The sequence below is a fragment of the Bacteroides sp. MSK.18.37 genome (genome assembly GCF_019129155.2).
GTDB classification, from domain to species: domain Bacteria; phylum Bacteroidota; class Bacteroidia; order Bacteroidales; family Bacteroidaceae; genus Bacteroides; species Bacteroides ovatus.
Map to the genome: position 1 here is coordinate 5982698 of NZ_JAHOIB020000001.1, position 25226 is coordinate 6007923.

At 40.6% G+C, this 25226-nt stretch carries 14 protein-coding genes; all 14 read left to right on the forward strand.

Annotated elements, in window-relative coordinates; genetic code table 11:
* The first annotated feature begins 9 nt into the window (after window positions 1–9).
* The 14 genes from KSX81_RS23120 (at window position 10) to KSX81_RS23185 (ending at window position 25216) form a co-directional block, all read left to right on the forward strand.
* The gene (locus KSX81_RS23120) at window positions 10–2226 is read left to right on the forward strand and encodes a hypothetical protein (RefSeq protein WP_149939234.1); all 2217 of its coding nucleotides are present in this window, start codon (window positions 10–12) and stop codon (window positions 2224–2226) included.
* 76 nt (window positions 2227–2302) lie between these two features.
* Window positions 2303–4846 (forward strand): PL29 family lyase N-terminal domain-containing protein, encoded by a 2544-nt coding sequence (locus tag KSX81_RS23125; protein ID WP_394801444.1) that lies wholly within the window; start codon window positions 2303–2305, stop codon window positions 4844–4846.
* A gap of 35 nt (window positions 4847–4881) precedes the next feature.
* Window positions 4882–6726, forward strand: a complete 1845-nt coding sequence (locus KSX81_RS23130) for a S41 family peptidase (RefSeq protein WP_149939230.1) — start codon at window positions 4882–4884, stop codon at window positions 6724–6726.
* Window positions 6727–6833: 107 nt separating this feature from the next.
* Complete coding sequence (locus KSX81_RS23135; RefSeq protein WP_008640454.1) at window positions 6834–7325, forward strand: hypothetical protein; 492 nt, start codon at window positions 6834–6836, stop codon at window positions 7323–7325.
* A gap of 58 nt (window positions 7326–7383) precedes the next feature.
* On the forward strand, window positions 7384–9333 hold the full coding sequence (locus KSX81_RS23140) for a protein-disulfide reductase DsbD family protein (protein WP_060451193.1): 1950 nt from the start codon (window positions 7384–7386) through the stop codon (window positions 9331–9333).
* 421 nt (window positions 9334–9754) lie between these two features.
* Window positions 9755–10489 (forward strand): DUF5131 family protein, encoded by a 735-nt coding sequence (locus KSX81_RS23145; protein ID WP_008640452.1) that lies wholly within the window; start codon window positions 9755–9757, stop codon window positions 10487–10489.
* 141 nt (window positions 10490–10630) lie between these two features.
* Window positions 10631–12727, forward strand: coding sequence for a glycoside hydrolase family 127 protein (locus KSX81_RS23150; protein ID WP_008640451.1), 2097 nt, complete (start codon window positions 10631–10633; stop codon window positions 12725–12727).
* Between the two features lie 35 nt (window positions 12728–12762).
* On the forward strand, window positions 12763–14622 hold the full coding sequence (locus KSX81_RS23155) for a right-handed parallel beta-helix repeat-containing protein (protein ID WP_004318381.1): 1860 nt from the start codon (window positions 12763–12765) through the stop codon (window positions 14620–14622).
* A 162-nt stretch (window positions 14623–14784) separates the two neighbouring features.
* Window positions 14785–16989, forward strand: a complete 2205-nt coding sequence (locus KSX81_RS23160; protein WP_004318379.1) for an alpha-L-rhamnosidase C-terminal domain-containing protein — start codon at window positions 14785–14787, stop codon at window positions 16987–16989.
* A 195-nt stretch (window positions 16990–17184) separates the two neighbouring features.
* Complete coding sequence (locus tag KSX81_RS23165) at window positions 17185–17805, forward strand: RNA polymerase sigma factor (RefSeq protein ID WP_004310318.1); 621 nt, start codon at window positions 17185–17187, stop codon at window positions 17803–17805.
* Window positions 17806–17812: 7 nt separating this feature from the next.
* Window positions 17813–18820: a FecR family protein gene (locus KSX81_RS23170; protein ID WP_004318374.1), complete on the forward strand. Its 1008-nt coding sequence runs from the start codon at window positions 17813–17815 to the stop codon at window positions 18818–18820.
* A 200-nt stretch (window positions 18821–19020) separates the two neighbouring features.
* The gene (locus KSX81_RS23175) at window positions 19021–22521 is read left to right on the forward strand and encodes a TonB-dependent receptor (RefSeq protein WP_004318373.1); all 3501 of its coding nucleotides are present in this window, start codon (window positions 19021–19023) and stop codon (window positions 22519–22521) included.
* 26 nt (window positions 22522–22547) lie between these two features.
* The gene (locus KSX81_RS23180; RefSeq protein ID WP_004318370.1) at window positions 22548–24293 is read left to right on the forward strand and encodes a RagB/SusD family nutrient uptake outer membrane protein; all 1746 of its coding nucleotides are present in this window, start codon (window positions 22548–22550) and stop codon (window positions 24291–24293) included.
* Between the two features lie 29 nt (window positions 24294–24322).
* Window positions 24323–25216: an endonuclease/exonuclease/phosphatase family protein gene (locus KSX81_RS23185; protein WP_004318366.1), complete on the forward strand. Its 894-nt coding sequence runs from the start codon at window positions 24323–24325 to the stop codon at window positions 25214–25216.
* The last annotated feature ends 10 nt before the right edge of the window (window positions 25217–25226 follow it).

The window sequence follows — 25226 nt, forward strand, 5'->3', positions numbered from 1 at the left end:
CTTAGAATTATGAAGAAGAAATTATTAAACTTATTACTTTTGTTAGGGCTGGTGTTGGTTATAAGCTCTATGGTGCTATCGTGTTCGGATAAGGATGAACCGGTTGAGGAACCTGACGTGCCGGTGAACCCCGATGTTCCGCTTCCTCCTGTACCGACTCCTATCAGATGGGTGGAAAACGAAGTGGATGGTGGTGAACGTGGGGTAGGCATCAAAGTGACCAGCAAAACTACCAACAACTTTGTGTTTGAATGTACCCCGGGAGATAAAGTGCAATCTTATCGTTTGGATGTTTATCCTTTATGTCGTATGTATAACTACTTATTTGAAAGTGGCGGTTCAGGTGCAAGTGAAGAAGAAATCGAAGATTTGATTTTGGAAGCTCTCTATAATTCGGAGGGTGCCGGTGCTTATACTTTCAATAGGAAAACATTAGGAGATAGTTACCCGAATACAGAATTTGACTGGGTAAATTCCAAATATGCTCAATCAGAGATTGTGCCGGGAGCAGAATATCTGATTATAACGGTAGGGTGTAATGATGAAGGCGGACAAAATCCGGCTGATATGAAAATCTGTTATCTTAAAACTCCTTCAGGAGATGTGACAGGCCATCCTCGTGTTGAAATAGATGTTACAGCAAGTTATCAGGCTGCTGCCATTCAATATGTCCCCAATGAGGATTGCAAGTATTTCTATCAGTTCTGTGGAGACTCCGAACCTATCAATGCGTTTATCGAAGCCTATGGACAAAATATGTATATCGATTTTATGAGACACTGGACACAGACATCAGAAGATGCACAGGTACCTGAAGAAGAATTATTATATATAGTTGATTTTGGGTATAATGCCGATTCGGAAAGAAAATTTACAGCTACTACTATCGGACTGGATGAGAATAAGAATAAAGGAGATTATGTACGACAGGATTTCCAATTGAAAGAAATTCCTGATGGTGCCAAAGAAGCGAAATGCGATCTGAAGATCACGAAGACGGGTGCTTCTATTGTTAACATGGATGTGGAAATGAAAGAAACTTGTTATGCCATGTTTTATCGTATATTCAGCGCTGCTGACTGGGCACCTTATGAAAATGCCGATGAAGCAACAATGACGGCACTTGCACAAGCTTTAGATCAAGAAGGATGGGGGATTAAGAATATAAACTTCAGCCAGAAAGGATCGTATGCAACTACAGATTACCAACATGCTCTTGATCCGAATGGTTCTTATGTTGTTGCTTATGTGGGGCGTAATGGATATGGACAATTATCAGAAGTGAAGACGGAAACTTTTTCTACCAAAGCACGAGTAATGGATAATCCGGGAGCATCTAAAGCTACGATAGATATTACCATTTCCGATCCGGGACGGACAAGCCTGAAATTAACCTATACTTATAATCAGGAAGCGGCAGTATATTATCACCAATACATTATGACACCGGATTTACTTGAAGAAGGTAATAAGGCTGAACTGATTAAATATCTGATGTCAGAAAATTCAAATATATGGGCTGCGAATGCGAATGGAGGAGTAGAAAATTTTAAATGGACCGGTTTGGATCCAGGAACGGAATATACATTCGCTTATATGGCAGAAGACTGGGATGGCGTATTGACAGATGTGAAGATTGTGAAAGCGACGACTGAAGCTATTATAGCAGGTCCGAATCCAACGATGCAACTGAATGCCTACATGAGTGATTTGGGCAACTTTACAGTTCAGTATTCTATTGTGAAGGATGTTGCCAAACTATATTATACCATTACAGAAGATAACTATTCCGCAAGTGGTGATTATACTTATCAGGAATGTATGGATGTATGGAAAGAGCGTTGTCTGGATTATGGTTTATCAGGTGTCAACTCAACTACTCAATCGTATGATAAGACAAGTGAAGCCAAACGACTGGTTGCTTTATGTGTGCCTATTGGTGCCGATGCTGATGGAAATGAAGTAATTGGCGACCTTTATACAGTATTCTATGATAAAGAAAAAGGTATTATTACTGATCCTTCCGTATTATTCCCCGATGCTCCGAAATTGAAAAAAGGAATAAAGGGAATAGCGAAACCTCAAGTAGTGAAGAAAGATAACCGGGTTCCTGCAAAATTGATTGTTAATGAACAAGTGAAAGTGAATACTCCGGGAGTCATGAGAAGTGAAAGTGTTATTTATCTTGATTTGAAGAAATTAGGTAAACATCCTCACTCCAAATAAACATCGGCAAAACTAATTTACCGCACGATAGTGTGTAAATCTATCGTGCGGTTTTTCTCTAATCATTAAACTTTTTATGGGTATGAGAAGAAATCAATTTTTAGGTGGCATAGGAAAATGTATGTGTTTCCTAGTTGTATGTGTTATGACATTTTCGTCATGCTATAATGACGATGATTTGAAGAATTCGATTTCCGGTTTGGAAGATCGCATGGATAAGTTAGAAGCTTCTTTGCAAAGTGTGCAAACTGATATTTCGACATTGAAGACGCTGACTGATGCTTTATCTCAAAATAAATCAATCGCTTCTGTATTGGAGAATGAAGACGGAAGTTATACAATTAAGTTTTCAGATCAGACAGAAGTAACTATCCGTAATGGTGAAAACGGAGAAGATGCTCCGCAAATAACTGTGATAAAAAACGAAGAAGATGGCGTTTATTATTGGGGAATAACCAGTACAGACGGCAAGAAGACATTCCTGAAAGATGGAGAAGGGAATATGATGCCCGTGACGGCTGCTGCTCCTAAAATTCGCATTAATACGAATACAAAAGAGTGGGAGATTTCGACAGACGGTGGAAAGACTTGGGAACCTACGGGTGTGTATGCATCCGGCGAAGGGACGGGGGATACCTCTCTTTTCAGTGGAGTAAGTCAGGATGATGATTATGCATATTTCACTCTGAAAGATGGCACAATATTAAAGTTGTCGAAATCTAAGGAATTGAAATGTGAAATATTATCGGGAAAACAATATTTTGCAAACGGTGAGGAGAAACTGATTTCGGTTGAAATGAGTGGTATTTCTAAGTATACCGTAACAAAGCCTGACGGTTGGAAAGCTTCATTGACAGGAAAGGGATTGACTATTATTGCTCCTGTTGCAGAGAATCAGTATGCAGAAACGGGGGGCAAAGTGGCAATAATGGCTGTTGCGTCTAATGGGCAAAGCATAATCTCGGAGATTCCGGTGATAATAGGTGAGGCTCCTGTTACTATATCTGTTGAAGGTCAAACGATTTCTACTACTTTGACGAATGGTGTAGAAATGTATTATTTGGGAGTGCTGGAAATTAATGAATATAGTGCAGAGGCCGTAGCTGAATTAGTGAACGGATATGCTGCCCGTATGTACATGAAGACAGCAGCTCTTGATAAAGTTCCATTGGCAGAACTGATAGGTAAGGATCCTGAAGCCGGAAAGACATATATGATTTGGGCAGTACCTCCATCTGAAGCTGGTAGTGAATATTTGCCTGATGACGTGATTGCCAGCGTGATTAAGACTGCTGCAACAGTAGAACTGAAGGTTTCGGATATAACGTTTGAAGGTGCAACGGTTTCTGCAATCAGAAAGGGTTGCGACGTTTATTATACAGGGATTTTAGATAAGCCGAATTATTCACCTGAAAGAGTGATTGAAGATCTGGCTTATGGGGGAGGAACCAAACAATATTCGGATTATAACGGACCGTTGGAAGGTAAGGTGTTAGATTTTCTTCCAAAGGTAATACCTGGAACAACGTATGTACTTTGGGCTATTCCTTATAAAGAAGAAAAAGGGTATAAAACAGAAGAACTGGTAGCTGTGGAGATTCCTGTGCCTGCGTTGACGTATGATGGGACAGCGACGATAAATATTAGTAGTGTTGTTACTACGGTTTCAAGTGTAAGTGCAACTATTACTCCCGGAACTGACTGTTATAAGTTCTATTATTCTTATATGAAGGAGCAAACTCTGGCAAATTATGGTACCGACAAGGAAGTTATTTCCTATCTTATTAAAAATGGAGATTCTTCCAAAGAGGTAGAAAACTTTGAAAGAGCCTCTTTAGAACCGGGAACAAAAGGCTTTTTTATTGCAGTAGCATTAAATGAGAAAGGGCAGCTCGGGTCATTAGTCAAAGTACAGGCTGATTCCAAAGAAATATCTTATAATTCATCAATTTCGGTAGATGTGTCAATAGAGGCAGGAACTGTGTCTACGACTTTAACGTTGACCCCGACTGGAAATCCGGAAAAGTTCCGTTATGTTCACATGAAATTGAGTGATTTCAAAAGCTATCCGTATTGGGGAAATGAAGAAATGGTAAAACAAGCATTAATTATGAATGATAATGTTACTGAAATTGTTGCTGCTGAACTGAAAAATCATCAACTGGTGATCGAGGACATAGCATTTAATTCGGAATATGTATTGTTCATGATAGCAGTTGATACTGATGGTAACCCTTCTTCAACCATAACAAAGAAGGAATACACCAGTGCGAAGCCTACTTACGTGCGAAAAGACAGAGACCCGGATTTATGGAATGCCAGTGTGCCGGAAGTGACGATTGACAAGATAGAAAAGGATAAGTTCTATACCGTTTCTTACACTGTGAAACCTAAGGCTGCCTGCAAAGTATTTTATGTATTTGCCGGACCGGCAGATTATCTGACTGGTATGTATGATGAACAAATCAGGTATGTAATGAAAAACGGAGTAAAACAAACAACTACTTATTCAGGAAGTGTTTATGGAACATTACCTACTAATATCAATGTAACCTGGATGGACGAAGAAGGACGTTTTTATGAGGTTTCTAAAACCGTAGTAGAAGCTCCGGCACAATAATCTTTTTAATTTTTCTAATTTAATAATAATGATAGATGAAAAACTTATTTAATAGCTTTTATAGTATAGTATTGCTTGCCTTGTGTCTGATTGCTTTCAGTAATTGTTCGGATAGCGACGACGGGGGAGATATCGGTGATACTGATAATGGAATCACTGCGATTGGTACTGAAACGGAAAAGACGGTTTCTATTTATGGAGAGACTGTTGAAATTTCGTTTACGGCTTCTGGAAAATGGACTCCTTCTCTACAATATTCTACAGGAGCAGATTGGGCTACTATAACTAATACCAGTGGTAATTCTGCTGCCGGTAAAGGGGGATTAAAGGTGAAAATTAATAAAAACGAATCCGGAAAAGAACGAATATTGACTGTGGTTGTACAAGTGGAAGGATATAAAGCTCCTGTTACAGTATGTACTATCACACAAGGAGGAGGATCCGGAGCGGCAGTAGACCTAGCTCTTAATGAGTATATGGATAAATATTTGAAGGAACATTATCTCTTTAAAGAAGAATATAATACATTAGATGTAGATTATGCATCGGTTTCTTATGATAATTTTCTGTCAACTTATCTTTTACCAATGAAAACCAATAAAGAGGATGGCGGAACTTATCGTGCATTTTCAGTCAATGCAGGCAAGCGTTATATCTATTCTTATATTATGGAAACAGGTTCCAGTAGAACTCGTGCAAATACTCGTGCAACAAGTGTTGTAGGATCGGGACTTGGAACGTTTTTCTCTTCTTACATGCCGGATAAAACAACTATTGGATTAGCCATTGGATATGTATATCTAGAATCTCCTGCTCAAAAAGCCGGATTGAGACGGGGGGATGTAATTGTTGCTGTAAATGGTACGACTTTGAATAAGAGTAATTACCAGCAATATATGAGCACTTTGTTTTATGCAGGTGGAGGTGAAACTTTTAAGATCGGCTATAGGCGTAAAATCTTTGATGAAAACCGGGGCGACTATGATTTGGTGGATGGAACTACTACATTAACCACTGGTAGTTATAATAATAGTCCTATCTTGAACTCAATGTTTATCAAAGACAAAAAAGAGAATAAATTCAATATCGGTTATTTAGTTTATCTAGGTTTTGATTTGAATTTTGAGGAAGACTTGAAATATGTAATTCAACAGTTCAAGGCTGAAGGCATCACAGATTTGATTTTGGATTTACGTTTTAACAATGGAGGTTCTGTTGAATTAGCTCGTTATTTAGCCGCTTCTATCGCTGGTACATCACATCGTTCGGATGTATTTATGAGAATGCAACGTAATTCCGGTGCAGATGAATATATCCGTTTTGGAGATGGTGATGATCTAAATCTTAAATCTGTAAGAATCATCTGTTCGGAAGAAACGGCTTCCGCTAGTGAATTGATAATTAGCGGATTAAGAGGCATAGATTTTCCTGTGAAATTATTTGGTAGCCGTACGGAAGGAAAGAACGTAGGAATGGAAGTGCAAGAATATAAATATGGAAATAAATATTATGAATTTGCTCCAATTACTTTCCGTTCTTTCAATGCAAAAGACTGGGGAGATTATGCTGACGGTATTGACCCGGATGTCATGTTGAATAATCAAAACTCAAGCTATGAAGATGATATTGATAATGTATTCCCTTATGCTTTCGGAGATTGGGACAATTTTGATTTTAATTATCCATTGTATTGGGCACTATGCGATGTTCAAGGGGTGGATCCGACTACAGGAGAACCTGTTAAACGTAGTGGAAGAGCAGGTTTGACACGTTCTTCAAAAGATGAAATCATCAGAGTACCATCTGTACCTTTGAAACGCCCTGCGGGAACTTTTGGCTCGCTCATTTACAACAAGCCGGAAGTAGAAAACTTATATTAGTAAGACTAAATCTCTTGTGAAATAAATTTTCTCTTAAGTTAAAGGGGATGCTTCTCGATAAGGTGTTAGTGAGAGCATCCCCATTTTGCTTCATAAATGTATTGAGAATGAATATACTTAAACAAATATATGAGATATATGAATATCTGTTTTATCGAACATATATATGGCAGCTTAGATTGTGGGGAGAAAAGCGGTCGCCAGAAGTAGCAGGGTTATTACTACCGACCTCATTGTTTACTTTTGTTTTTGTTGGCCCAATAGTTGGAGTATTACATTCATTGGAAGTACAAAACAATGAAGAGTTAGGTATACTTTTGGCTGTTATATTCACTTTTGCTGCTCATAGATTATTTGTTAGCGATGGACGATATTTGTCTATTGCTGATAAATATCGTAATGAAACTAAAGAAAAACAACGACAACGTATGAAACAAGTTTGGATTTTTTTAGCAATAAATCTTATTTGGGTAATATTCTGTATCTTCTTATTCATCAAAGTGATACCCCCGCCATCAAATGCAGATACTTCTAATAAGAATCCTTCTCCAGAATATATAGAGATGCTGAAAGATATAAGGGACCAACGACCACAATAGAATATGAACAGTGAAATAAATTTGTTGTATAATAGATTATAATTTAGAACTTAGAAAAATGAGAATTATTTTATTTTTATTATTGAGTTGGTACACAATCGGGAATATACAAGCACAAATCAAAGAGCCTGTAAAGTTCAAAAATGAGTTGAAAATGACATCTGAAACGGAAGCGGAAATCGTGTTTACTGCTTCGATAGAGAAAGGATGGCATGTGTATTCGACCGGGCTAGGGGATGATGGGCCTATTTCCGCTACTTTCAACATCAATGCGAGTAATCATGTAGAAACAATGGGTAAATTGCAACCTGTTGGAAAAGAAATCAGCATCTATGATAAGATGTTCGAGATGAATGTGCGCTATTTTGAAGATACGGTACAGTTTATCCAAAAAGTGAAATTTACAGGAAATGATTACTTTATGGATGGGTTTCTGGAGTTTGGAGCTTGTAACGATGAGAGCTGTTTACCTCCGACTCAAATTCCTTTTAAATATGGGAAAAAAGCAGAAGCAGATTTAATAGTTGCAAAAGGGAAAGAAGAGGCTCCGGTAAATGTGGTAGAGAAGCAATCGGAAAGTGATCTTTGGAAACCGGTAATCAATGAATTGCAAGTGTTAGGTGAAGAACATTCTCAAGAGGATAAATCTTGGTTGTATGTCTTTGTCACTGGATTTCTTGGCGGATTATTGGCTTTGTTCACTCCCTGCGTATGGCCGATTATTCCTATGACTGTGAGTTTTTTCCTGAAAAGAAACAAGGATAAGAAGAAAGGGATTCGGGATGCATGGACTTATGGTGCTTCAATTGTCGTGATTTATGTAACACTGGGATTAGCAATTACTTTAATATTTGGTGCCAGTGCATTGAACGCTTTATCAACAAATGCCGTATTCAACATCCTTTTCTTCCTGATGTTGGTTGTTTTTGCAGCTTCTTTCTTTGGGGCATTTGAACTTACTTTACCTTCTAAATGGAGCAATGCAGTGGACAGCAAAGCGGAAGCGACGAGTGGCCTATTAAGTATTTTTTTGATGGCGTTTACGTTATCTCTGGTGTCTTTCTCTTGCACAGGGCCGATTATCGGCTTTCTGCTCGTACAGGTTTCTACGACAGGTAGCGTGATTGCTCCTGCTATCGGAATGTTAGGCTTTGCCATCGCTTTGGCTTTACCATTCACACTGTTTGCTCTTTTTCCTTCGTGGCTGAAATCAATGCCTAAGTCAGGAGGGTGGATGAATGTAATTAAAGTGACATTGGGCTTTCTGGAACTGGCTTTTGCTTTGAAATTTTTGTCGGTTGCGGACTTAGCCTATGGTTGGAGAATCTTGGATAGGGAAACCTTCCTTGCGTTATGGATTGTGATTTTCGGACTAATGGGGTTATATCTGTTGGAAAAGATCAAGTTTCCGCATGACGGTGATGAAAACAGGGTAGGCGTGGGGCGCTTCTTTCTTGCGCTTGTTTCTTTAGCATTTGCTGTATATATGATTCCCGGACTTTGGGGGGCACCTTTGAAAGCTGTCAGTGCATTTGCTCCTCCTGTGATGACACAGGACTTTAATTTATATTCGAATGAGGTCCACCCCAAATTCAAGGATTATGAAATAGGTATGGAGTATGCACGACAACAGGGAATGCCTGTGATGATCGATTTTACCGGATATGGTTGTGTGAATTGTCGTAAGATGGAGACGGCTGTATGGACAGATAGTAAAGTGGGTGGTATCATCAATGATGAGTATGTACTTATCTCTTTGTATGTGGATGATAAAACTCCATTGAATGAGCCTATAAATGTTGTGGAGAATGGAACGGAACGCACTTTACGAACAGTAGGCGATAAATGGAGCTATCTGCAACGGGTGAAGTTTGGAGCAAATGCCCAACCTTTTTATGTATTGCTGGATAATGATGGTAATCCGTTGAATAAGTCGTATGCATATAATGAAGATATTCCAAAATATATGGAGTTCCTGCAGGAAGGGCTGGAGCGATATGTGAAATGATGGATATTAGACATTCAGCTTGTATGTTTTGGCTTATAGCTAAAGTTTGGAATGAGAAAAAGAATAATTCTTTTTGGGCATTTTCATAGAAATACATAGAATAGTGTTATCTTTGTAAAGTGACATCGGGTTTAATAGAGCAAATTGTATAATAATATTTGTATATGACATATAAGCAGCATGAGGGCGAAAATTTCTGCTGTGATGCTCTGAATTACATGATCTGAAAATGTGAATGTTGCCCTTGTCAAGATGGGCAGATTAAGATAAAGATCCCTCGTGGATCGGCTGCCTGTGAAGGTCGCTCTATTGTTTGTTTTGTTTGTGTTTTGGTGCACCTTTTTTCTGATAAAGAATAAGGTGCACTCTTTTTATAATTATGTATATGTAATATTAAATATATTTTTGAAGAAAAAAGGAGATGGGTGAAAAAGCTTCAATGTGGAATCTTTGGCACGGCTGTCACAAATTGAGTGAGGGCTGCCGTCATTGCTATGTATATCGGACGGATGGTAAATATGGAAAAGACAGTTCGGTGGTGACAAAGACAGAAAAATTCGATTTACCCTTGCAGCGTAAAAAGAATGGTACGTATAAGATACCTTCGGGGAATTTGGTATATACCTGTTTTACTTCAGATTTTCTCATTGAAGATGCGGATGAATGGCGTGCCGAAGCGTGGGAGATGATGCGGATACGGCAGGATCTTCGTTTCCTCTTTATCACTAAGCGGATAGACCGGTTGCAACAGTGTCTGCCTCCCGATTGGGGAGATGGCTATGACAATGTGACCATCTGCTGCACGATGGAGAACCAAGATAGAGTGGATTATCGTTTACCTATTTATAAAGAAATCTCTATTAAACATAAAATCATTATCTGCGAGCCGCTTCTTAGTCGGATTGATTTCAGAGGTGAGCTGGGAGAGTGGGTGGAACAGGTAGTTGCAGGAGGAGAGTCAGGCAAAGAAGTCCGAGTATGTGACTACGAGTGGGTATTGGATATCCGGCAGCAATGTATAGATGCGAATGTAGGTTTTTGGTTTAAGCAGACAGGGAGTTATTTATTAAAAGACGGACATGAGTATAAGGTTGCACGACAATTTCAACATTCGCAGGCGAGAAAGGCGGAGTTGAATTATACACCTGATAAATAAGAAATAAAGATTAATACAGATCTTTTTTTACTGAAAGCGAGGGTTGCTTAGCAATCTTCGCTTTCGTTTTATTGAGTACAAAATACGGATAATCACGTCTTTTTATAAAGATATTGTGTAAATTTTAAATTATCCATATTAATGAAACAGATAAAACTGTTACTTCTTTTAGCTTCCGCCTCCGTTACGGGAGCACTTGCGCAAAGCAATGGATTGACGGATATGAGTCAGAGCCGTTTTGCGAAGATGGCGAATACCGGAATCAGTGCCGTACATTGGACAGATGGATTCTGGGGAGATCGCTTTCAGGTATTTAGCCGGACTTCCCTGCAAAGTATGTGGAACACTTGGAACACGCCGGAGATCTCTCACGGTTTCCGTAATTTTGAGATTGCTGCCGGTGTGTGCAAGGGTGAACATTGGGGACCTCCGTTCCATGACGGAGATATGTATAAGTGGATGGAAGGAGTGGCTTCTGTCTATGCTGTCAACAAAGATCCGGAACTGGATAAGTTGATGGATAACTTTATTGCTTGTGTCGTAAAAGCCCAACGTGCAGATGGTTATATACATACGCCTGTTGTTATCGAAGAACTGAATAAAGGGATTGACTCTCATGCATTGGAGGATCAGCATAAACAAACGGTCATTGGAACGAAAGTAGGTGACGAGAATGAAAAAGGAGCTTTTGCCAATCGGCTGAACTTTGAGACATATAACTTGGGACACCTGATGATGGCGGGTATTGTGCATCGTCGTGCCACCGGAAAGACTACTCTTTTTGATGCTGCCGTAAAAGCAACGGATTTTCTTTGCCACTTTTACGAAACGGCTTCTGCCGAACTGGCTCGTAATGCCATTTGCCCTTCACATTATATGGGAGTGGTCGAAATGTATCGTGCCACAGGAAATCCCCGTTATCTGGAACTTTCGAAGAACCTGATTGATATTCGCGGTATGGTGGAAAACGGAACGGATGATAATCAGGATCGTATTCCTTTCCGCGACCAATATCGTGCAATGGGGCATGCCGTACGTGCAAATTATCTGTATGCAGGAGTAGCGGATGTATATGCCGAGACAGGCGAACAACAATTGATGAAAAATCTGACTAGTATCTGGAATGATATTGTCACCCGGAAGATGTACGTGACCGGAGCTTGCGGTGCTCTTTATGATGGAACGTCACCGGACGGGACTTGCTATGAGCCGGATAGTATTCAGAAGGTACATCAGAGCTACGGACGTCCTTATCAGTTGCCGAATAGTACAGCGCACAATGAAACATGTGCCAATATCGGAAATATGCTTTTCAACTGGCGTATGCTGGAAGTGACAGGGGATGCGAAATATGCTGACCTTGTAGAGACTTGTCTTTATAATAGTGTATTGAGCGGTATCAGTCTGGACGGAAAGAAATATTTCTATACCAATCCGCTTCGTATCAGTGCGGATCTTCCTTACACGCTTCGTTGGCCGAAGGAACGGACGGAATATATCAGTTGTTTCTGCTGCCCGCCGAATACATTGCGTACATTGTGTCAGGCACAGAATTACGCCTACACATTGAGTCCGGAAGGCATTTACTGTAACTTGTATGGTGCAAATACGCTGACTACGACTTGGAAAGACAAAGGAGAGCTGGCATTAACACAAGAGACGGATTATCCCTGGGAAGGAAAGGTACGCGTAACGTTGGATAGAGTTCCTCGTAAGGCGGGTGCTTTCTCGCTCTTCTTGCGTATTCCTGAATGGTGCGAAAAGGCTACGCTCACGGTGAATGGACAGCCGCTGCAAACCAATGCAAAGGCAAATTCGTATGCGGAAGTAAATCGTACATGGAAGAAGGGGGATGTAGTGGAGCTGGTGATGGATATGCCTGTCCGTTTGCTCGAAGCCCATCCGTTAGCAGAGGAGATTCGTAATCAGGTGGTCGTGAAGCGCGGGCCGTTGGTTTACTGTCTGGAAAGTATGGATATTGCAAACGGGGAAAAGATTGATAACGTATTGATTCCCGCTGATATAAAACTAACTCCGAAGAAAATCACAATTGAAGGCAGTCCGATTGTTGCACTTGAAGGAATGGCACGTCTGGCATCTGCAACTTCGTGGGAAGGAGTGCTTTACCGGCCGGTTGTTCAGGCTGAAAAGACAGTAAATATCCGCTTGATTCCTTATTATGCCTGGGGAAACAGAGGAAAGGGAGAAATGACTGTATGGATGCCTCTTGCCAGATAGTCCGGATTGTTTAGTATACAGAAATGAAAAAAATCATGAAAAAGTTATTTGTAACGGCTATATGTATCTTGTGCAGCCACTGGCTATTGGCCGGTGAGATATGGATTTCTCCCAAGGGCAGTGACTTCAACGACGGAACTCGTCAATCTCCTAAAGCCACGCTGACTTCTGCCTTGCGACAAGCACGAGAATGGCGCAGGACAGAGGATAACCGTATTCAAGGTGGAATCACAATCTATGTGGAAGGTGGAACGTATGCCTTCCATGAACCGGTTTTTATCCGTCCGGAAGATAGCGGAACCAAAGAATCGCCCACAATCATTCGTTCGGTAGGCGATGAAAAGGTGATATTGAGTGGAGGAATCAGCATAAATGGCTGGAAGAAGCAAGGGAAAGTTTGGGTAGCAGATGTCCCGGCATTTAATGGACGTCCATTGGATTTCCGCCAGTTGTGGGTGAATGGAAAAAAGGCAGTTCGTGCCCGTGATGTGGAAGATTTCGAAAAGATGAATCGCATTTGCAGTGTGGATGAGAAGAATGAAATTCTTTATGTACCTGCAGTTTCCATTCGCAGACTTATTGATAATAAAGGGAATTTGAAAGCTAAATATGCCGAGATGGTATTACATCAGATGTGGTGTGTTGCCAATCTTCGGATTCGTTCAGTTGAAGTGCAGGGAGATAGTGCGGCAATACGTTTTCATCAACCGGAAAGCCGGATTCAGTTTGAGCATCCCTGGCCGCGTCCGATGGTGACGACGGACGGACATAATTCTGCTTTCTATCTGACAAATGCCCGCGAATTGCAGGATGTACCCGGAGAATGGTATCATGATATAGATGCCCGTAAAGTATATTATTATCCACGGGAAGGAGAGAAGATGCAGGAGGCGGAAGTGATCGTGCCTGCCGTTGAGACATTAGTACGGGTGGAAGGAACTTTAGATCGTCCTGTGTGTCATATTCGTTTTGAGAAAATTACTTTTTCCTATACTACGTGGATGCGTCCGTCAGAAAAAGGACATGTACCTCTTCAGGCAGGTATGTATCTGACAGATGGTTACCGGATTGATCCGAAAATGCAACGGAACTACTTGAATCATCTGTTGGATAACCAAGGATGGTTGGGACGTCCCGCAGCTGCTGTTCGTGTGGTTGCTGCAAGGCAGATTGATTTCGAGCGTTGCCGGTTCGAGCATTTAGGCTCGACCGGATTGGATTATGAAGAAGCGGTGCAAGGCGGTGTTGTTCGTGGCTGTCTCTTCCGCGATATTGCCGGAAATGGTCTGTTAGTCGGCAGTTTTTCTCCGGCTGCCCATGAAACGCATTTGCCATACGACCCTGCTGATCGTCGGGAAGTATGCACACAGCAACAAATCAATAATTGCTATTTCACGGAAATAGGCAATGAAGATTGGGGATGCCTTGCCATTGCTGCGGGATATGTAGGGGACGTCAATATCGAACATAATGAAATCAGTGAAGTGCCTTATAGTGGCATCAGTCTTGGTTGGGGATGGACGCAAACTGTGAATTGTATGCGTAATAACAGAGTACATGCCAATCTGATTCATCATTATGCGAAACACATGTATGATGTGGCAGGTATTTACACACTCGGTTCGCAGCCGAAAAGTTATGTAACGGAGAATTGCGTGCATAGTATTTATAAACCGGGGTATGTACACGATCCTAATCACTGGTTCTATCTTTATACGGATGAAGGTTCTTCCTTTATTACTGTACGTGATAATTGGACAGAAGGAGAGAAGTATCTGCAAAATGCCAATGGCCCGGGAAATGTATGGGAGAACAATGGCCCGAAGGTGGATAATGATGTTCATGAACGTGCGGGACTGGAAGCAGGATATAAGGATTTACTAAATATCCAGTAGGTATTGACAAGTCATTTAACTGTAATACGTGATTCGTTCCACAGATATGGAACTAAAGGAAAACAATTGTAGAACTAAAGGGAAACAGATGTGGAACTAAACGTCAACCACTGTGGAACGAATTATTTCTTACGATTCAGTTTGTTAGTAATAGAAAGAAAAATGAAAAAGAAATATATGATATTGCTTAGTGCCTTGTCTTTGGCAAGCAGCACATTTGCCCAGACCTGGATATGGTATCCGGGAGACTACGAAATCTGGCTGGGAAATCAAATGAATAACCGTCGTACGGAACGAGGTGCATTTTTTCCTCCTTTTTGGAAAACGGATAGTCATTATGTTGTCGTAGAATTCAGCAAGCAACTGAATCTTTCCGAGCCGGAAGAAATCTTTATTGCTGCCGAAGGAAAGTACAACGTCAAACTGGATGGAAAGCTCCAGTTCGGTATGCCGGAAACCATGTTGCTTCCGGCCGGAAAACATAATCTGAACATTAAAGTCTGGAATCAGGCAACTCCTCCCACTATTTATGTGAAGGGAAAAACAGTGAATTCAGACTCTTCCTGGCGTGTGACTTACGAAGATAAAGAATGGATTGACGAGAGCGGAAAAGCCAGTGACACATCTGCCACTATCTATATGGATGCCGGATGCTGGAACTTTGACGGAGCTGCCCAACGTCCTTCCCAATTCAGTCTGATGCGTGAACCGCAGCAACCTGTTACGAAGTCAGAACAGTTCGAAGGAGGTATTCTTTATGATTTTGGAAAAGAAACATTCGGATTCATCACATTGAAGAATCTTTCCGGAAAAGGAAAAATAGAAATTTATTATGGTGAAAGCCCGGAAGAAGCAAAAGATAAAGCATATTGCGAAACATTGGACAAACTCTTGCTCGAACCGGGACAAGTGACCGACCTTGCTATCCGCAGCACTTCTCCCTTGAGTAATTCTGAAAACGAATATACATTGGAGAACAGTAAAGCCTTCCGCTATGTCTATGTAACTCACGAGCCGGGTGTACAGATTGGAGAAGTCTCCATGCAATATGAATATCTTCCTGAAGAATACCGCGGAAATTTCCGTTGCAATGATGAAGAACTGAATCGTATTTGGGAAGTTGGCGCATACACCATGCATCTCACTACCCGCGAATTCTTCATTGATGGTATCAAACGTGACCGTTGGGTATGGAGTGGCGATGCTATCCAAAGTTATTTGATGAATTATTATCTTTTCTTTGATAACGAATCCGTCAAACGTACAATCTGGTTGCTTCGTGGCAAGGATCCTGTAACCAGCCACAGTAATACAATCATGGACTATACTTTCTATTGGTTTCTTAGTGTATATGACTATTATATGTATAGTGGCGACCGCCATTTTGTCAACCAACTATATCCACGTATGCAAACAATGATGGATTATGTGTTGGGACGTACCAATAAGAATGGCATGGTAGAAGGTATGACCGGTGACTGGGTATTTGTGGACTGGGCGGACGGCTATCTGGATAAAAAAGGGGAACTTTCTTTTGAGCAAGTTTTATTTTGCAGAAGTCTGGAAACAATGGCTTTGTGTGCGGAACTGGTTGGAGATGCCAATGGCAAACAGAAATACGAGAAACTGGCTGCTGCTTTGAAAGCAAAGTTAGAACCTGCCTTCTGGAATAACGAGAAACAGGCATTTGTACATAACTGCGTCAACGGTCAGCAAAGTGATGCAGTCACCCGCTATGCAAATATGTTTTCTGTATTCTTTCAATATTTGAATGCAGACAAGCAGCAAGCCATCAAGAACTCTGTTCTTCTGAATGACAGTATTCTGAAAATAACAACTCCCTATATGCGTTTTTACGAACTGGAAGCCCTTTGTGCTCTTGGCGAACAAGATGCTGTAATGAAAGAAATGAAAGCCTATTGGGGAGGAATGTTGAAGGAAGGAGCTACCTCCTTCTGGGAAAAATATAACCCGGAAGAAACCGGAACGCAACATCTTGCCATGTATGGCCGTCCATACGGAAAGAGTTTGTGCCATGCCTGGGGAGCGAGTCCTATCTACCTGTTGGGCAAATATTATCTGGGAGTGAAACCTGTAAAAGAAGGATATAAAGAGTTTGCTATTGCTCCTGTATTGGGAGGATTGAAATGGATGGAAGGCACTGTACCCACACCGAATGGCAATATCCATGTCTATATGAACAGCAAAACGATGAAAGTGAAAGCAACAGAAGGGAAAGGCTATCTGACAATCAAAAGCCGTCGTTCCCCCAAAGCAAATATCGGAACACCGGAGAAAGTGTCGGAAGGAGTATGGCGGCTCTGGATCGATTCACCCGAAGAAAGAATTGTTACCTATCATTTATAATTCATTTGTTAATTAGTTAGTGGAGTAGTCCTTGATTAACGATCCTCTTTTATAGTGGAGATTGTTAATCAGGGACTTTTTTTATAGGAATATGCATTGCCTTTTCTAAATTTTACTACTTTTGTTTTGTGAAAGACACATAATTGTAATATGTCTTTTGTTCTTTTGGAAAAACGATTAAACAAAGTCCAAGGAATGTTAGATAAATCAGCTCAATACACTAATACGGATGACGAGAAGCTCTTTTCCTTCATAGAAAAAGGAGATAAAGGAGCTTTTACACAGGCTTATGACAGATATCATAAGCTGCTATATGTATTAGCTTACCGTTATTTAATGAATGCAGACATGGCAGAAGATGTAGTGCAACATGTCTTTGCCCGTTTATGGGAATTTAGGTCGGAACTACATGTAGGAATCAGCCTTAAAAACTATCTGTTCACTATGACGAAAAATCATGTCTTAAATCTGATTCGTAATGAGAATAGTGCAATCAGCAAGAACTATGAGATAGCCCAATCGACGCCTGTCTACGAAGATAATCTGATAGAAAATCTGGAGAAGAAAGAATTGATGGCCTCTTTTTATAAAGCGGTAGATATGCTTCCGCCACAGAAACGCAGTATTTGTTTGATGAAAGTGAAAGAGGAACTAACGAATCAGGAAATAGCCGAACGGATGAATCTGTCTGTTAATACAGTCAAAACGCATTATACGGAAGCATTGAAAATGCTACGTATTCATTTAAGTAAAATGCTAATAATTGTTACTTTTGTCACACTAATGACATATTTAAGTGTCCACTATTTAAGATAAAAAGAGAATGAATCGACCCACTGATAAACTAATAGAAGAAGTGCTTGCCGGAGTTGCTACACCGGAGGATGCAAAATTTGTGGCGGAATGGTTTGCCACAGAAGAAGGGAACACTTACCTGGATGCTGTGATGACTCGGGAGGCAGAATATTTAAAAGCCGAAACGGCAGAAATATATGTGGACCATACTATACTTTCAGAAAAGATGTACCATCAGATTCAAAAGAACATATCACGCAAACAGATCAAACGTATCTGCTTCCGTGTGGCTGCAATCTTGATTCCCGTTATTTTCCTGATAGGTCTTTATTTACAGATCAATTCCCGAGTGGATTTATTCGGCACTACGGAGTATGAGGAAATTCGTGTTGCCAAAGGAGAGCGGATACAGATGATGTTTCAAGACGGGACACGAGTTTATATCAATTCAGATTCCTGGTTGAAGTATCCTAAAAAGTTCGGATTGAGTAAGCGGGAAATTTTCCTGGTGGGAGAAGCCTATTTCGTGGTAGCCAAGAATAAAAAACGTCCGTTTATTGTTAATCTGAACGGACCTTCCGTTCATGTACTGGGTACTTCTTTTGATGTACAAGCCTACCCGGAGAATAAAGACATTGTGATCTGTCTGGATGAAGGACATGTAAACCTGACTCTCTCCTCTGCAAAAGAATACCCGTTACTGCCGGGCGAGAAACTGATATATAATAAAGAAAGTGACCAGTGCCGGATAATCAAAAACGATCATTCAAAACAAGTCTCAATGTGGAAAGATAATGTGATTTCTTTTAAAGATACTCCGCTGACAGAAGTAGTCAAGGTTTTGAACCGCTGGTATAATGTAAACTTTAAGATAGAGGATGAGCAGGCATCGAAATATGTATATACGTTGACCTCGGATAATACGATACTGGAGAAAGTGCTTCAGGATTTGGAAAAGATTGCGCCGGTAAAATTTGAATATGATGAAGTCCGGAAAGAAGTGACAGTCCGAATGAAACAGGACGGAAAGAAGTAAAATATACTGGATAGGATAATAGAATGAGGACAGGCTGTGTATATACGCAGCCTTTACTGTTTTAGAATAAGAATGTTATGAAATAAATTAGGCTTATGCAAAAAAACTCTTTTTTCTCTCACCCGCTTTTTTGACTTGTGTGTCTACTAAGCATAAATGAGATTTTAAATCTAAGTTTAACTTTAATCAAAGCAAGTAGTATGAAACACAAAGTTCTGCTCGTATTGTTGCTGGGAATAATCATAAGCGTTTCCGCTTCTGCCCAAAAGGTGACAATGAATCTTAAACAAGTAAAGCTGGAGAAAGTATTCTCTGCTATTACACAGCAAACTGGTCTTACGGTGGCTTATAGCCGTACGATCGTCAATCCGGATCGAATAGTGACGGTAGAAGCAAAGAATCAGGAACTATCTAAAGTTCTGAATGATTTGTTTCTCGGTACTAACGTAAACTATGAGATCGGAAAAACAAAAATTTATTTGAAGGAGAAAGTTACGGATTCTGAACAACAAACCAGTAATGCGAACAAAAGAAATATATCCGGTCGGGTAGTCGATGAAAAAGGAGAGCCGATTATTGGCGCCAGTGTGATGGTACAAGGCAGCTCTTTGGGTACAATAACGAATGTAGACGGACGTTATACTTTGGCTAATGTTCCCGAAAACAGTACGATTACAGTATCATACATCGGATATATTACGGTTAATTACGCTGCTACCAGCAGAAATCTGTCCCAAGTAGTTCTCCGCGAAGATAGTAAGACACTGGAAGAAGTGGTAGTGGTGGGATATGGTACGCAAAAGAAAGTAAACCTGACTGGTGCCGTTGCTATCGTTTCGGGTGATGAACTGACGACCCGTTCTGCTGCTAACTTATCACAGCTTCTGCAAGGTTCTGTACCGAATATGAACGTAAACTTTAGTTCGGGACGTCCCGGACAAGGGGGAAGCTTCAATATCCGTGGAGTCAACTCCATTAGTGCGGATGCAGCACCTCTGACTATTATTGATGGAATCGAGGGAGATATAAATAAGGTAAACCCCAATGACGTAGAATCCATCAGTGTTTTAAAGGATGCTTCGGCTGCTGCCGTATATGGTGCCCGTGCTGCTTATGGAGTTATTTTGGTTACAACCAAGAATGGAAAGATAGGAAAGACCAATGTCAGCTATAACGGTCGTTTCAGTTTTGGTGATACAACAACTTCTACGGACTTTGAGACACGTGGTTATTATTCGGCCGGTATTAATGATATGTTCTACAAAACATACCAGGGCGTCCCTTATACACATTATACCCAAGAAGATTACCATGAATTATGGATTCGCCGTAATGATAAAGTGGAAGATCCTTCCCGTCCATGGGTGGTAGAAAAAAATGGAGAATATAAATATTACGGCAACTTTGACTGGTATAATTGTTTGTTTGATAATACCCGCCCCACTTGGGAACATAACTTGACGGTTTCGGGAGGAACCGAAAAAGTAAAGTACATGCTATCAGGTAACTACTACAATCAGAAAGGAATTATCAGAATAGATTCAGACCGCTTTAAGAAATATACTTTTCGTTCAAAAATCATCGCTAATATCACTTCCTGGTTTGAATTAAGTAACAATACCTCTTATTATCATTCTGAATATACTTATCCGGGGCTATCGGGAGTAAATGATGTTTTCAGCAGAGCCGGGCGGCATGCTTTGGCAAGTATTGTGCCGATGCATCCGGATGGAACCCTGGTTTACAGAACAGGTCTGACAGACACAGGAGAAGTGGCAGATGGTGTTAGTGCCGTATTATTGAATGGCGGCCACCATAACCGGGATCGTGAATATGAGTTTGTAACTACGTTCGAGGCCGTATTGAAACCCATCAAACATTTTGAGGTTCGTGCAAATTACAGCTGGGCGCATTACAACCAGCAGAATTTGAATCGTTCCGTAGATGTGTTATACTCCAGAAATCCGGGAGAAACAATCACAATGGATAACGGACGTACCAGAGGAAATTATTTATCGGAAATACAAAACAACCAGATACGCCAGACTTTCAACTTATACGGGACGTATGACAATACCTTCGCAAATGCACATTCTGTAAAGGTCATTGTGGGAGGTAACTATGATTATAAGTATTTCAAGAAACTGGGAATGAAACGTAACGGGTTACTCTCTGAATCTCTCGATGATTTTAACCTGGCAAAAGGTGATGATATATCCATAACCGGAGGACAAGAGGAATATGCTATTCTTGGTTTTTTCTATCGTTTGAATTACGGATATAAAGACCGCTATCTATTTGAAGCCAGCGGACGTTATGACGGTAGTTCCCGTTTCCGTCGAGGACATCGTTTCGGTTTCTTCCCGTCATTCTCTGCCGGATGGCGTGTCAGTGAAGAAGCCTTCTTTACACAAGCCAAAAACTATGTAAGCAATCTAAAACTAAGACTGTCTTACGGATCATTGGGAAATCAGAAAACAGTAGGTTATTATGACTATCTGCAACTGATTAATACCGGAGCGGTAATGAACTATGCTTTCGGAGATACTACGAAAGGCGATTATGCCTATGAGTCAGCTCCGAACTCTACCGATTTGACCTGGGAAACTGTAATCACAAAAAATATAGGTTTGGACTTGGGTTTTCTTAATAACCGTTTGAATGTATCTTTTGATGCATATATTCGTGATACCAAAGATATGTTGATGGCAGGAAAGACTTTGCCTGGCGTATATGGTGCCTCTTCTCCCAGAATGAATGTGGCAGACTTGCGTACGAAAGGGTGGGAAGCATCTATTACTTGGGGAGATAGTTTTACTTTGGCAAGCAAGCCTTTCAACTACCGGATAATGGCTGGTATCGGAGATAACACCTCCAAAGTGACAAAATATGATAATCCCAACCGGACGCTGACTGATCCTTACGAAGGACAGCAGTTGGGCGAAATATGGGGATACGTAGTAGACGGTTATTTTAAAACGGATGAAGAAGCAAGGAATTATAAAGTGGACCAATCGTTCGTTAACCAAATGATTAATGCAAGCGCTTTGGATAATGGACTTCATGCCGGTGACCTCAAATTTGTCGATTTGGATGGTAACAACAAGATTGAGCAGACAACATCGGCTAATGACCGAAAAGACATGAAAGTGATCGGTAACTCATTGCCGCGCTATAATTATAATTTCGGAATCTCCGCAGACTGGTATGGGATTGATTTTTCAGTTCTTTTTCAAGGCATTGGCAAACAAAACTGGTATCCTGGTGCTGAAACGTCCATGTTTTGGGGACCTTATTCCCGACCATACGCTAGTTTTATTCCTTCCGACTTTATGAGTCAGGTATGGAGTGAAGAAAATACAGATGCTTATTTCCCACGTCCCAGAGGATATGTGGCTCTCGGTAGTAATCGTGAATTAGCAGTGGTTAATACTAAATATTTGCAGAACTTGGCTTATTGCCGATTGAAGAATCTTTCTATTGGCTACACATTGCCGGATAAATGGCTTTCTAAAATAGGTTTCGAGAAAATACGTGTTTACTTTAGTGGTGAGAACTTGCTGACATTCACTAAGCTACATTCCGATTATATTGATCCGGAACAAGCATCGGCAAGTAACAGCTGGAAAACAAGTAAAAGTGACGCGAATATTTATCCCTGGGCAAAGACATACTCTTTTGGTGTAGATATAACATTCTGATAATAACGAATATAAAGGAATATAGTATGAAAATAATGAAATATACATTGTGGGCGACTGTTGGTCTGTCGTTGTTATTTGCTTCTTGTGAAAGCATATTGGATATAAATCCGAAAGATCGCTTGACGACTAAGGATTATTTTACGAATGAAGAGCAATTACAATTATACAGTAATCAATTCTATTCGAATAACTTCCCGGGTGATGGCGATATTTACAAGGATAATGCTGATGTGTTGATCGTATCACCTTTGGACGATGAAGTGAGTGGACAACGTGTCATTCCGGAAACGGGTGGAGGATGGAGTTGGAGTGCACTGCGATCAATTAATTTTTTATTGGATAATCTGGGAAACTGTAAAGACCAGAAAGTGCGCGACAAATATGAAGCCCTGGCACGCTTCTTCCGCGCTTATTTCTATTTTGAAAAGGTGAAACGTTTTGGAGATGTACCTTGGTACGATAAAGTACTCGGCTCGGATGATGCCGATTTATACAAAGCCAGGGATTCACGCGAATTTGTGATGGGAAAGATAATGGAAGATCTTAATTTTGCCATAGAGGTTTTTAAAGAAACCAACCGGACAAAAGAACTTTATCGTGTAACCTGGTGGACTGCCCAGGCATTGAAGTCACGTGTAGGATTATTTGAAGGTACTTATCGTAAATATCATGGATTGGGTGATTATGAGAAATACTTGAATGACTGTGTAAGTGCCTCTAATGAAATTATGACTGCTTCCGGAGGATATTCATTGTATCAATCCGGCTCACAGTCCTATCGTAATCTCTTTAAATCAGAGAATGCGATTGATGCGGAAATCATATTGGCAAGGGATTATAATAATGATTTGAGTCTGGTTCATAAAGTACAGGCATTTGAGAATTCTCCGACATTAGGCCGTCCCGGACTTTCGAAAAAACTGGTCAATTATTATTTAATGAAGAATGGCAACCGTTTCACCGACCAACCCAATTATGCAACAATGGAGTTCAAGGATGAAATAGTCAATCGTGATCCGCGTTTAGCGCAAACAATCCGTACTTCAAATATAAATATGAATGTCACGATGACCGGATACCACTTGCTGAAATATGCAAATGATAATATGAGCTATACAGGTGATTCAAGCAATGACCTTCCTCTGTTCAGATTGGCAGAAGTTTATTTGAACTATGCCGAAGCAAAGGCAGAATTAGGCACACTGACGCAAACTGATATCGACAATACGGTAAACAAATTGCGGACACGTGCAGGAGTTACGGGAAAACTGAATATGAACGCAGCAAACCTTTCTCCGGACCCTTATATGTGTGCTCCGGAAACCGGTTATGTGAATATCACAGGAGATAATAAAGGGGTGATTCTGGAAATCCGCCGGGAACGTGCGATAGAGTTGGTCATGGAAGGCTTCCGTTATTATGATTTGATGCGCTGGAAAGAGGGGCAATGTATGGCCCAATCCTTTAAAGGATTTTATCTTCCTGCTACAGCTATCAATAAAGCGTATGATATCGATGGAGACGGAACAAATGATGTCTGTTTCTACACCACATCTTCGCAACCCAATGTTGGAAGTGTGACGTATGTAAAATTGGCTTCCGATGGAAGCGGCACCTCATTGACAGAAGGTAATTATGGCAATTTATTGTGTTACAGTTGGATCGACCGTACCTGGAATGAGAACCGTGATTATCTATATCCGATACCAAGACAGGAAATAACCTTATCTAATGGTGTCGTAACCCAGAATCCGGGATGGAATGAATAACAAGTATAAAAGATATAAATAATAGATTTATGAAAAAAATAGTAATATACACATTGATTACCTTCATATTCTCTGTTTTCGCCAGCAGTTGTGAAGATAATAAAGACAATTCATTGTACTATCCTGATTTCACGTGGGATACAGGAGATGGCGAGGAAGACGAAGACCCCGTGACTGAAACGTCCATGCGTGTAGCAACTTATAACTTACAGGTGGAGACTGGTACAGGATGGACTAACCGACGGGAACGTGTGGCACAATTAATCAGAGACTACGATTTTGAGATTTGTGGATTCGAAGAAGCCAGTTGGGAACAACGTTCCTACTTAGGAACTCAACTTGCGAGTGATTATCAGATTCTCGCTTATGGTCGTGACACTGGAAATGACGATAATAAGGCAGGAGAGATGAGTGGCATTTTATATAAGAAGAGCCGCTACACATTACTGGATGCCGGACGTTTCTGGTTTTCCGAAACTCCGGAAATTCCTTCCAACGGATGGGATGAAACAAATTTCAAACGTTTCTGTGTATGGGGAAAATTCAAGGATAGCAAGACTCAAAAAGAATTTTATCTTTTTGAAACTCACATGCCTTTGGCTGATAATGCCAGAAAACATGCATGTCAAATGCTGGTGGATGCAGTTTCCGATAAAGCAAAAGACAATACTCCCGCATTTTGTACCGGCGACTTTAATGCGACTCCTGATGCTCCCGAAATAGCCACTACGATTTGCCAAAGTGGTATATTGAAAGATGCGTATCGGGAAGCAACCATTCAGCATGGTGCTCTTTTTACATTTCCTTCTAAAAAGACCAGAATTGATTTTATTTTTGTGAAACATGCTACGGTGCTTTCTACCCGCACTATTGTCAGTTCTTTATCCGATCATTATCCTATGGTGATTGTAGTAGAAATCTAAAATAAAAATG